Source organism: Idiomarina sp., from assembly GCF_048265525.1.
GTDB lineage: Bacteria > Pseudomonadota > Gammaproteobacteria > Enterobacterales > Alteromonadaceae > Idiomarina.
Genome location: NZ_JBLXBI010000001.1, coordinates 174,898 through 186,347, shown reverse-complemented (window position 1 = coordinate 186,347; position 11,450 = coordinate 174,898). Strand labels below are relative to the sequence as shown.

Sequence of the window (11,450 nt, the reverse complement as noted above, 5' to 3'; positions counted from 1 at the left end):
TTGCTCTTATCTTTAACGGCGTTCGTTAAAAAAACTTTATGACATACAGCTGCTTAAATTACCAGTAATCACGAATTAAAGCTTCCGCAATTTGTATGCTATTGGTTGCCGCGCCTTTGCGTATGTTGTCCGATACAACCCACAGGTTAAGTCCGTTAGGGTGGCTGATATCTTCCCGTACCCGCCCTACAAAGACATCGTCATTGCCAGCGGCATTTCCCACTTGAGTCGGAAATTCCTCGCGCTGCTCCATTAAAGTAACACCTGGAGCTTCACTTAACAGCTGTTTTGCATGCTCAGCGGTAATTGGCTGCCGCGTTTCAATATGAATGGCTTCTGCGTGTCCGAAAAATACAGGAACCCTTACCGCCGTAGGATTCACCCGAATACTAGGGTCATTAAATATCTTTTGGGTTTCCCACACCATTTTCATTTCTTCTTTGGTGTAGTCATTCTCCTGAAAAACATCTATTTGAGGAATACAGTTGAAAGCAATTTGTCGACTGAAGTTCGCGACCGTCGGCTTCTTGCCGTTTAAAAGTTCTGCAGTCTGCTTTGCCAGCTCTTCCATCGCTTCTTTACCAGCACCAGATACCGACTGATAGGTGCTGACATTTATGCGCTCAATACCAACCGCATCATGAATAGGCTTAAGTGCCACCATCATTTGAATGGTCGAGCAATTCGGGTTAGCAATAATATTGCGGTTTCTGAAATCGGCTAGCGCCCAGGCATTAACCTCCGGCACCACCAAGGGAATATCCGGTTCGTAGCGATATTCAGAGGTGTTATCAATAACCACACAACCGGCTTCAGCGGCTTTAGGCGCGAACTCGCGTGAAATTGAACCGCCCGCTGAAAAGAACGCGATATCAGCATTAGACCAGTCGAACTCACCAGCATCTAAGACTTCTATTTCTTCGCCATTAAAATCGACTGTAGCGCCAGCAGAACGTGCACTTGCTAACGGGAAAAGTTCTGCCACCGGGAATTTTCGCTCAGCTAAAATCTCTATCATTTGCTGGCCTACTAAACCTGTTGCACCTAATACGGCAACGCGAAACCCATGTGACATGCTAACTCCTTACTTAGGCAATTGTTGAGCATTAAAGCCCAACTGTAAAAACTGGATGTATTGCTCGCTATTATGGCATGTAACGACCTGATTAATGAACTCTCTACGCGGGCTTTCTTTGCGATAATTGCGTCGTAAACTATCAAAACCGTCGCGAGTGAGACCCCGTTGCCGAAAAAGTTCATCGTCCAGGAACAAGTCGAAATGTTCTTTTGCCCAAAAATTAAGACTTTCCAGTGAATTCAACTCATCGGCATCACGTTCATTCCAGGCCGTTCTCGGCAACACATCAGACAAAGTCTTATCGGCGGGCTTACCAAAGTGTTCCAGCAATGCATTTGAAATCATTACCGCCCCGCCGACTTTACCTTCCAGACTGTGTCCGGCAATATGTGGAGTTGCGATATCAACATAAGGCACTAAACCTGACAATACTTCGGGTTCATTCTCCCATACATCCAGCACCAGCGATGGGCGCTCACCCTGCTCGACTCGCTCCAGTAAAGCGTTGTTATCGATAACAGCACCCCGGCTGGCGTTAATTAATAACTGCTGCGAATGCAGTGACTGCAATGCCGTATTTTCAAACAAATGCTGAGTCGGGAAATCGCCGTCCCGCGTCAAGGGGACATGGCAGGAGATAATATCGGCCGTTAGTACACGCTGCCAATGGTCATGCACAAACTTAACGCCTTTTTTACACAAGGGCGGATCATAATAATGAACATTGAGTCCCAGAGCTTCCAGCCTCTTTCCGGCGGCTTTTCCCGTATGCCCGGCACCAACAATGGCAACATCGATTTCGTCAGCTACATACCGGGGTTGGTCACTTAACCAATTGAGCACCGCGCACAAAACATACTCACCAACTGATTGCGCATTCGCCCCCGGCGCGTGGGCAAACACAATGCCCCGCTCTTTTAAAGCCTGAATATTTATATGCTCAGTGCCAATGGTTGCGGACGCAACAAATTTAAGTTTAGGAGCTTGCTCTAAGAGAGATTCATCAACTTGAGTCACAGAACGTACGAGTAAAGCATCAGCTTCTGCCAATAGTTTCTGCGGAGGGATTCGTTCAGAAAAGTAGGAAAGTGTTCCCGCACCCGACAATAAGTCGGAAAGTGCGGGAATATTCTGATCGGCAACGATTTTCATCGAAGTAACCGATCTTGTCGATTATTCAGAGTATTGGCGCATCACTAACGATGCGTTTGTACCACCGAAGCCAAAGCTATTAGACATAACCGTTCGCAGTGGTGCTTCAGTTGTCTGCTGAATAATGTTCATGCCGTCGGCTTTTTCATCCAGCTCTTCAATATTGATTGAAGGTGTAACAAAACCATTTTTAAGCATCAGCAATGAATAGATTGCTTCATGAACACCTGCGGCACCCAAGGCGTGTCCTGTCATTGCTTTTGTCGCGCTAATCATCGGGGTTTTCTCCGGGAAAACTTCCCGAATAGCTTCTAACTCTTTAACGTCGCCAACCGGTGTACTGGTACCGTGGGTGTTCAAATAGTCGATTGGAGTATCTACCGTTTCCATCGCCATTTTCATACAGCGAACAGCGCCTTCACCCGACGGAGCTACCATATCGTAACCGTCTGAAGTCGCACCATAACCTACAATTTCACCGTAAATTTTGGCGCCACGAGCTTTTGCCGCTTCCAGTTCTTCAATAACCAGAATACCGCCACCACCAGCAGGTACGAAACCGTCACGACCCTGGTCGTAAGTACGTGAAGCTTTTTCAGGCGTATCATTGTACTTAGTACTTAATGCGCCCATGGCGTCAAATTCCATGCCTAGTGTCCAGTGCAGTTCTTCACCACCGCCGGCAAATACGCGGTCTTGTTTGCCGAACTGAATTAATTCCAGTGCATGGCCGATACAGTGCGCAGAGGTTGCACAAGCAGAACTTATTGAATAGTTAACGCCTTTAATTTTAAAAGGTGTTGCCAGGCACGCTGAAGTCGTTGACGCCATGCAACGAGGTACCATGTATGGACCAACTTTTTTCACGCCACGTTCACGCAAAATATCAGCTGCTGCAACCTGATGTTCACCAGAAGCGCCACCGGAACCAACAACTAACCCCGTACGCGGGTGAGAAACCTGCTCTTCGGTTAAGCCTGAATCTTCGATAGCCTGAGCCATAGCGATGTAAGCATAAGCCGCCGAATCGCCCATGAAACGCAACGCTTTGCGGTCAATATGGTCTTTAGGATCTAAATCAACAGCTCCCCAAACCTGGCAGCGAAGTCCCATTTCAGCAAAAGATTCTGAACGGGTAATACCCGATTTGCCGTTGCGTAATGATTCCAGCACTTCTTCTTGATTGTTCCCGATACTTGATACAATACCAAGTCCGGTGATAACAGCTCTTCTCATTCTATAATCCTGTCTGACATTTCTACGTCGATATCTTACCAACGTCGTGTGTGAATGTGGTCTGCTTTGTCCACTGTTGTTCGTAAAGTTGTTATTATAGCGTTCATCAACCAATAAATCATGGGATAGCCGCTTGAATTCTAATTCATCTGTTCAGTTTAACGAGCAAGGCGTACCCGTTTCCACTACTTTCGATGATATTTATTTTTCTGTCGAAAGCGGTGTTGACGAAAGTCAGTACGTATTTCTGGCGCAAAACGGATTACCGGAGCGCTGGTTATCGCTGCCAGCTCATTACAGCTTTACCATAGCCGAAACCGGGTTTGGTACAGGCTTGAACTTTCTTCTGACCTGGAAACGTTTTTTAGAGCAGGCACCCGCCAACACACGTCTCCATTTTGTCAGTTTCGAAAAGTTCCCTTTATCGCGCCAGCAACTTGAACAAGCATACCAATTATTAGAACCAATAGCGGAATTCAGTCAGTTGTTCCTGGAGCATTACCCGGCAACTGATCCCGGCTGTCATCGCATTATCCTATCACAGGGCCGCGTCATTCTGGATCTGTGGATAGGCGACCTTAATGAGCTGCTACCAGAATGGCTTCCGCAGGCACAACACCAAATTGACGCCTGGTTTCTCGACGGTTTTGCTCCGGCAAAGAACCCGGAAATGTGGCAGCCAACACTTTTTGATGCCATGAAGCAAACCGCACATAAAGAAACAACCTTTGCGACTTTTACCGCTGCAGGCAGTGTCAGAAGATCACTACAGCAAAGCGGATTCGAAGTTCAAAAAGTAGCTGGCTTTGGTCGCAAACGGGAAATGCTTTGTGGTCACTACCATAACGCCGAAGTTTGTCAGAAATATTACGACAGGCGTGACGTTACCATTATTGGTGGCGGCATTAGTGCGGCATGTTCAGCCCTGGCACTGAAGCAAAGAGGCGTGAACGTCAGAGTTATTAGTGCCGGTACTGCTGACGGTGCATCCGGAAACCCCCAAGGAGCAGTTTATCCTCTGTTACACGCCGAGCATACGCCGCTCAGTCGTTTCTACTGGCAGGCGTTCTCCACAGCCACCAGCTTCTACCGTAATTTTTGTGCCACCCACTGGTTTCCTGTGGGCGTTATGCAGCCTGCCTTTAACGAAGACAGAGCTAAGCGTTACCAACGTATAGCCGATAAACTTTACGCGCCAGACACAGTACGCTATTTATCTCAGCCGGAGGCAGATCAAGAAGCCGGGATTCCACTGGCGGTTCCGGCGCTGCATTATCCTAGAGCCGGATGGTTACGACCGGCGGCTGTGGTCAAAAGTCTTTTAGAAGCAGCACAAATTGATCTTATTGAAGGCGAAGCTAAGGCTCTGGAGAAAACTGAAAGTGGAAGTTGGCAGATATCACTAAAGGACGGAAGTTTGCTGGCCGCTGAGCGGGTTCTCATTGCCACGGGTCATCACATCAACTCGTTATTGCCGGAAAGCGTTAAACCGCTGCCAATACAACCGGTTCGCGGACAAGTCAGTCTGATTCAAACAACACCGTTATTGTCTTCGCTGAAAACGGTTTTATGCTTTAAAGGGTATTTAGTTCCGGAAGATGGCAACCATCACTGTGTTGGCGCAACCTTTAATCGCGATAGAGACGATTTAGAACCAACCCCGGAGGATGACGAGGAAAACCTGAAACAACTGGCTGAAAACGCGAGGCAGCAATGGGCTGAGTCTCTGCAATTAACATCTCAAAGAGTCTCGGTACGGGCGACCAGCCCCGATCACCAGCCTGTTACCGGAGCGGTTGCCGAAAACTTATATGTTATTACAGCGCTGGGGTCACGAGGCTTCACTTCTGCCCCTATTCTGGCAGAAGTGATTGCCTGTCAGTTAACCGGAGAGTTAATGCCGTTAACTCAGGATGCTTTACGCCGCATCTCCGTTAGTCGCTTTAACAGCTAATTTGTCCAGTACATTGTTAATGTGAGTCTGGTCAGCCGGAGACAACTCATGCCGCGTTTTGTGAACTGCCTCACGCAAAGCCGGCATAATCTTTTCCGGTTGAGTCTCACCAGCCATTTCCAGTTGCGCAACGACTAAATCGAAATGCCCCCGCAAATAGCCGCAAGCAAATAGCTCATCATCCGTTCCGGAAACCACCGCATCATCGAATACGGTTTCAAGTTGTTCCACTAATTGATCAAAGTCCGTACGAGTTCCCATCTGCAGTTTCCCGTTGAAAAACAAAGGCGCTCATTCTAACGGTCTTTTTGTTACAATGCATCCGCATCACAGACTCAACCTATGACAGAGGTAGTTATTATGTCCCTGGAAATTGGCTTGTTTTACGGCTCTACCACTTGCTATACCGAAATTGCTGCAGAAAAAATTCAGCAAGCCATTGGCGAGGACATTGTTCAGCTGTTTGATATAAAAAATACCCCGCTAAAAGAAGCTGAGCAATTTGATATTCTTATTTTTGGTATTTCCACCTGGGATTTTGGCGAACTTCAGGAAGACTGGGAAAGCCATTGGGATGACATAAATGACGTGAACCTGCGCGGTAAAGTTGTTGCGCTTTTTGGCATGGGTGATCAGGAAGGTTATACCGACTGGTTCCAGGACGCTCTGGGCATGCTGCATGATGCCATAGCCAACCACGGCTGTAAGCGCATTGGTTTTTGGCCAAATCAGGGCTATGAATTTGCCGCCTCCAAAGCGTTAACCGCAGATAACACTCAGTTCGTCGGTTTATCACTAGATGAAGACTCCCAATATGAGCTATCAGATGAACGTATCGAACAATGGACGACGCAAATTTTAGAAGAAATTGCCGAACAATTAGGATAATAAAAATGCAAAGCTTTCTTTCAAAAGCCCTGCTGTTACTCGCCTTGTTAGTGTCGATAACGGCTCAGGCAAAAACCGAAGTTTCCAGCATTGGAGAATTCACCTCATCATTCCAGGAGAAGTCCGGCTTCTTCACCATTTACCACGATAAAACAAACGCTAAATTTTATCTGGAAGTGCCCAGACAAGAACCACAGTTTATTTTTCAAACCAGCCTTCCCTGGGGCTTAGGTTCTAATGATGTCGGGCTGGACCGCGGTCAACTGGGTGAAACTCGGTTAGCATCATTTCATGTTGAGGGAAATAAGGCGTTACTGGTTCAACACAACACCGAGTTTCGTGCACAAACGCGGAATCAGGCTGAACGCAGCAGTGTCGATCAAGCGTTTGCCGACGCCGTGCTTTATGGTTTTGACGTTGTTGCGAGCAACGATGAACGTGTGTTAATAGACTACACCCCTTACTTGTTAAGTGATGTACACGGTGTTAGTAAGCGCTTACAGCAAACCGAGCAAGGACAATTTAAGGCCGATACAAGCCGCTCAGTCATTTACCCTGAACGTAGCAAAGCCTTTTCAGAAAATACGGAGCTGGAAGCGAAAGTCACTTTTGTCGGTGACGGAAAAGGGCAGTGGATAAATCAGGTTGCGGCCAACGCCGATGCACTTTCTTTGCACCTGCACCACTCCTTTATAAAGCTACCTGACGCCGGATACCAACCCCGGAAATTTCATCCAAACAGCGGTTTTTGGGCTCACAGTTTTAAAGACTACGCCGCACCTCTTGGCGAATCGATGACAGTGCAATATATCCCACGTCACCGGTTGAATAAGAAAGACCCTATTGCCTCACAAAGTGAAGCGCGTGAACCTATTGTTTATTATCTTGACCCGGGTGCACCAGAACCTGTCAAAACAGCATTGCTTGAAGGTGCCCGCTGGTGGGCTAAGGGCTTTGAAGCCTTAGGTTACGAAAATGCTTTTCAGGTAAAAGTTCTGCCCGACGATGCTGATCCTATGGATGTACGCTACAACGTTATTCAGTGGGTTCACCGTGCAACTCGGGGCTGGTCTTACGGCTCATCGGTAATAGACCCTCGTACTGGCGAAATCATTAAAGGTCATGTCACCCTGGGGTCACTGCGTGTCCGTCAGGATATGAAAATAGCCGAAGGCTTGTTGACGCCTTTTATCGAAGACCCCAGTGAACTTAAAAGCGCGGTTAAAAATATGGCTCTGGCTCGTATTCGCCAATTAAGTGCGCATGAAATTGGTCATACCTTAGGCATTGCTCATAACTTTGCTGCCAGCGCGTCAGACAGAGCTTCCGTTATGGACTACCCTCACCCGCTGGTAAACCTGACAACTGATGGCGGTTTAAGCTTAAGCAACGCTTATACAGAAGGCTTAGGAGTATGGGATAAGCAAGTTCTGGCTTATGGGTACAGTGACTTTGGCGGTATGCCATCATCTAACGAGCAACTGGCCCGTATTCTGGATGAAAATAAAACGCTCAATCTGAGCTTTATTTCAGACAGAGATGCACGCCCTGCCAGTGGTGCTCACCCTCAGGCACATTTGTGGGATAACGGCAGTGAGCCTGTTACCGAGCTTGAGCGACTGCTTTCTGTGCGCCAGCAAGTGCTGGATAACTTCAGCAAAGACATGCTGAACAGCGATCAGCCATTAAGCCAGTTACAATCGACCTTTGTGCCTATTTACTTGCTGCACCGCTACCAGACCGAAGCGGCAGTAAAATGGTTAGGCGGAGTTAACTACCATTACTATATGGCTGACGATTCTACGGACGACTACCAGCCGGTAGGTGCCGCCAGACAACAAGCTGCTCTGAAACAGCTGTTAAAAACCATTCAGGCGGATACTCTGCGTGTACCTTCACATATTAAACAATGGCTGGTTCCGTCAGCTTACGGTGAAAGCCAGTCGCGCGAAAACTTCAGTGGTAAAACAGGGCTAGTACCCGATACCGTCAGCATGGCTGCCAGTGCCGCGGATCACAGTTTAAGTTTGATGTTAAACAGCCAGCGTCTGAACCGGTTAGCACAACAACACGCGGACAATGACCGAGTGCCTTCTCCGGCCGGACTAATGACGGCAATTTTCAATACCGTTTTCAGCGACTGGGAAAACGCAAAGAAAGCCCCAGTTCAGCAGCGCTTGCTGGCAACGGCCATCAACGCCGAAGTAAGAGCTGTAAAAAATTCGGGACTGGCTGCAGAAACACGATTAGTTATGCGAGCAGAGCTTGCTAAACAACAGCAGGAGCTTGCCAGAGCTGACTCAATGCTAATACAACAATTGGCAGAGGATTTAGATAAGTTCTTAAACGAGGGAGAGTGGCCGGAACAATACGAACCCGAGCCGCTACCGCCGGGTTCGCCAATTTAAATGAAATGCCAGAGCCGCTTAAAGCGGCTCTGGAAAATCGTCTAACTGTTCTTTCGTTTTGCCATGAGGCGTTGGCTGACGCGTTTCCGGATCAATATGTACGAACACAATGTCATCAGCTGAACAAATGTTTTGCTTGGTGTGCTTATTACGTACCAGACAAGTGATAGCTAAAGATGTACGTCCCACAGATTTTACCTGCAAGCCAAATTCAACGACATCACCCTGAAACGCAGAAGTTTCAAAGGTAATAGCGCCAATATGCTTAGTTACCAGGCTTTTTGCCCCTAGCTGGCAACTGGCAAATATATAAGCTTCCTCATCAATCCATTCTAAAATACGGCCACCAAATAACGAACCGGCAAAGTTCAAATCATTTGGCATAACCAGTCGGCGAGATAAAAAGCGCATAGTCACTCCTTGTTCATGGAAGATATGTACATATTATAACCTATTGTTCGCCAATGGTTTGTTGAAAAAATTGAGCAATCATTGAATATAAATGAATTTTTGTATTACGCCCGTTAATAGAATGCTTTTTCCCCGGGTAATTCATCATTTCAAAAGCCTGAGCATTATCCTGCAATTGCTTATACAGCTTCGTGCTATGAGTAAACAAAACATTGTCATCGGCCATTCCATGGTAAATCAGTAAATCACCTTTTAAATTCTTACTGTATGGAAAAACCGACGAGTTTTCATAGGCATCGCCGTCATCAGGCATGCCCATAAAACGTTCAGTGTAATGCGTATCGTATAGGCGCCAATCGGTTACCGGTGCGCCAGCTACTCCGGCCTTAAAGTATTCAGGTGCTTTAAACATAGCCAGCAGCGACATGTAACCGCCGTAACTGTGACCATATATACCAATGCGATTTGGGTCGACATAAGGCAAACTGGTTAAATAGTTAACCCCCACCACCTGATCGTCCACTTCCGGGCTCCCCATGTTTTTAAAAATAGGTGCCTCAAAGCGTTTTCCCCGGTTCGCCGAACCCCGGTTGTCCAGAGTGAAGACGATAAAGCCCTGTTGAGCCATATACTGAACAAAACCGCTGCCCCAGCTTTTCGTTACTCGCTGAGCGCCGGGTCCACCGTAAACATACACCAGCACCGGATACTGCTTTTCTGCATCAAAATTTCCCGGCTTGGTCATTTTGTAATACAGTGTCTGGCCGTCTTCAGCTTCCAGTTCACCAAACTCCGGGTAACGCCAGTTTCTCAAGTAAGGAGACAGTGGGTGCTCTTCGGTCACTTTGTTTTCAGCCAGCCACACCAGATGATTCCCTGTAGGACCATGCAAGCTCACTTGTTTAGGTTGCTGAGGCGATGAGTAAGTATCCAGGTACGAGCGTGCATCGGCATCAAATTCAATATGGTGCATACCTTCGCGCGTTGTAATGCGCGTTGGGTTGGCCGCAGAACTCGCATTTAGCTGAGTACGGTACAGGTGCGATTCCAAAGGTGACTTTTTCCGAGCCGTAAAATACAGCGTACCGGTACTTTCATCAATAGCTTCCAGTTCATCAACTTGCCAGTCGCCGGAACTTAATTGACGAATTAACGACCCGTCCAGACGATATAAATAAAGGTGTTTGAAGCCACTTCGTTCAGATGCCCAAATGAAATGCTTGTTATCATTTAAGAAATACAAGTCATCGTGCAGGTTAAGCCAGCTATCCGAGGTTTCTGTCAGCAACTCGCGCTGAGTTTCGTTTGTTCTATTATAAAGCCAAAGCGTCAAGGCCTGCTGATTCCGGCTCTGCCATTGATAACTCAAGCGCTTGCTATCACCAACCCATTTCACCCGAGCCAAATAACCATCACTTTTCTTACCGAGCTGCAACCAATTGGTCTGTTTGTCGGCAATTTGATATACACCCAGGTCAATGTCGACATTGTCACTTCCGGCGAACGGATAACGCTGTTGTATGGTTTCAATTCGGTCTGCGTATATCTCGCTACGGGTGGCCAGAGGTACCGGGCTTTCATCGACTTTGGTTAACGCAATAGCCGACTCATCCGGAGCCCACCAGTAACCGGTCATGCGCTTCATTTCTTCCTGGGCAACAAACTCCGCCATACCAAACTTAAGCGTGCTACCGCCTTCGGTTGTAACCGCGTGTTCTTCACCACTGGCAAGGTCAATAAAGTACAAATTCTGTTCGCGGACAAAAGACACGTAGCTGCTTTTTGGCGAGAACTTAACGTCAGTTTCAAAAGCATCCGTTTTTGTCAGCTGAGTCACTTTTTCTTCGTCAGTCTGGTAATAAAAAACATCACCGTTATAGGGAAAAAGCAGCGCGTCCCCTTTTGCTGACCAACTGTACTCAATTATGCCATTGCCGCTAATGCGTTGACGTTCCCTACGGGCTTTCTCTTCGTCGGATAATTCAAGCTCACTGGCAGCTATCTGGTCTGCCGCGACTAACAATTTATGTGTCTCGGCCTCGATATCGTATAACCAGAGATCATAACGTTGCGGCTCTTCCTTACTGCCTTTTAAGTATGAAAGGTATTGCCCGCCGGGCGCAAACTTTAACGATTTTGGTGTTTCCCCCGTAAGACTGGGGCCACTAAACAAACGTTCTACGGTTAACTCTTCGGCAAAAACAGAGAGACTAAAAAAGCTAAAAACAATAACAGCAATCGCCTGAATACGGCGATTAAAATGAAAAGGCATGATGCAAGATCCAACGATGAGTTTATTACCACTTATATTAACAAAATTCGG

Annotated in this window: 9 protein-coding genes; 3 read left to right on the top strand and 6 right to left on the bottom strand. The window is 47.2% G+C overall.

Features of this window, described 5'->3' with window-relative positions; genetic code table 11:
* Positions 1-58: 58 nt before the first annotated feature.
* From ACN0TF_RS00850 to fabB, 3 genes are read right to left on the bottom strand one after another with little or no spacing between them, the layout of a single operon-like run.
* On the bottom strand, positions 59-1,075 hold the full coding sequence (locus ACN0TF_RS00850) for an aspartate-semialdehyde dehydrogenase (protein WP_417440382.1): 1,017 nt from the start codon (positions 1,073-1,075) through the stop codon (positions 59-61).
* A gap of 9 nt (positions 1,076-1,084) precedes the next feature.
* Positions 1,085-2,230 carry a 4-phosphoerythronate dehydrogenase gene (locus ACN0TF_RS00845; RefSeq protein WP_417440381.1) on the bottom strand — a complete coding sequence of 382 codons (1,146 nt, stop codon included), beginning with the start codon at positions 2,228-2,230 and terminating at the stop codon, positions 1,085-1,087.
* A 21-nt stretch (positions 2,231-2,251) separates the two neighbouring features.
* Positions 2,252-3,466: a beta-ketoacyl-ACP synthase I gene (gene fabB / locus ACN0TF_RS00840; RefSeq protein ID WP_417440380.1), complete on the bottom strand. Its 1,215-nt coding sequence runs from the start codon at positions 3,464-3,466 to the stop codon at positions 2,252-2,254.
* 133 nt (positions 3,467-3,599) lie between these two features.
* Here fabB and mnmC point away from each other — a divergent pair, with 133 nt between their 5' ends.
* A complete protein-coding gene (gene mnmC, locus ACN0TF_RS00835; protein WP_417440379.1) occupies positions 3,600-5,420 on the top strand; it encodes a bifunctional tRNA (5-methylaminomethyl-2-thiouridine)(34)-methyltransferase MnmD/FAD-dependent 5-carboxymethylaminomethyl-2-thiouridine(34) oxidoreductase MnmC in 1,821 nt (606 codons plus the stop codon).
* On the opposite strand, the gene ACN0TF_RS00830 is transcribed toward mnmC, so the two are convergent.
* Positions 5,385-5,681, bottom strand: coding sequence for a YfcL family protein (locus ACN0TF_RS00830; protein WP_417440378.1), 297 nt, complete (start codon positions 5,679-5,681; stop codon positions 5,385-5,387). The two genes, mnmC and ACN0TF_RS00830, sit on opposite strands and share 36 nt — an antisense overlap.
* A gap of 105 nt (positions 5,682-5,786) precedes the next feature.
* On the opposite strand from ACN0TF_RS00830, the gene fldB reads away from it, so the two are divergent.
* Positions 5,787-6,308, top strand: a complete 522-nt coding sequence (gene fldB, locus ACN0TF_RS00825) for a flavodoxin FldB (RefSeq protein WP_034820885.1) — start codon at positions 5,787-5,789, stop codon at positions 6,306-6,308.
* Between the two features lie 5 nt (positions 6,309-6,313).
* On the top strand, positions 6,314-8,716 hold the full coding sequence (locus ACN0TF_RS00820; protein WP_417440377.1) for a zinc-dependent metalloprotease: 2,403 nt from the start codon (positions 6,314-6,316) through the stop codon (positions 8,714-8,716).
* An 18-nt stretch (positions 8,717-8,734) separates the two neighbouring features.
* On the opposite strand, the gene ACN0TF_RS00815 is transcribed toward ACN0TF_RS00820, so the two are convergent.
* Positions 8,735-9,127, bottom strand: a complete 393-nt coding sequence (locus ACN0TF_RS00815; protein WP_011234277.1) for an acyl-CoA thioesterase — start codon at positions 9,125-9,127, stop codon at positions 8,735-8,737.
* A gap of 40 nt (positions 9,128-9,167) precedes the next feature.
* Positions 9,168-11,399, bottom strand: a complete 2,232-nt coding sequence (locus tag ACN0TF_RS00810; protein WP_417440376.1) for a DPP IV N-terminal domain-containing protein — start codon at positions 11,397-11,399, stop codon at positions 9,168-9,170.
* Positions 11,400-11,450: the final 51 nt, after the last annotated feature.

Excerpts from the sequence above, each read along its gene's own strand:
- ACN0TF_RS00830 (WP_417440378.1), bottom strand. The coding sequence starts at position 5,681 with ATGGGAACTCGTACGGACTTTGATCAATTAGTGGAACAACTTGAAACC.
- ACN0TF_RS00810 (WP_417440376.1), bottom strand. The coding sequence starts at position 11,399 with ATGCCTTTTCATTTTAATCGCCGTATTCAGGCGATTGCTGTTATTGTT.
- ACN0TF_RS00845 (WP_417440381.1), bottom strand. The coding sequence starts at position 2,230 with ATGAAAATCGTTGCCGATCAGAATATTCCCGCACTTTCCGACTTATTG.
- fabB (WP_417440380.1), bottom strand. The coding sequence starts at position 3,466 with ATGAGAAGAGCTGTTATCACCGGACTTGGTATTGTATCAAGTATCGGG.
- ACN0TF_RS00820 (WP_417440377.1), top strand. The coding sequence starts at position 6,314 with ATGCAAAGCTTTCTTTCAAAAGCCCTGCTGTTACTCGCCTTGTTAGTG.
- ACN0TF_RS00815 (WP_011234277.1), bottom strand. The coding sequence starts at position 9,127 with ATGCGCTTTTTATCTCGCCGACTGGTTATGCCAAATGATTTGAACTTT.
- ACN0TF_RS00850 (WP_417440382.1), bottom strand. The coding sequence starts at position 1,075 with ATGTCACATGGGTTTCGCGTTGCCGTATTAGGTGCAACAGGTTTAGTA.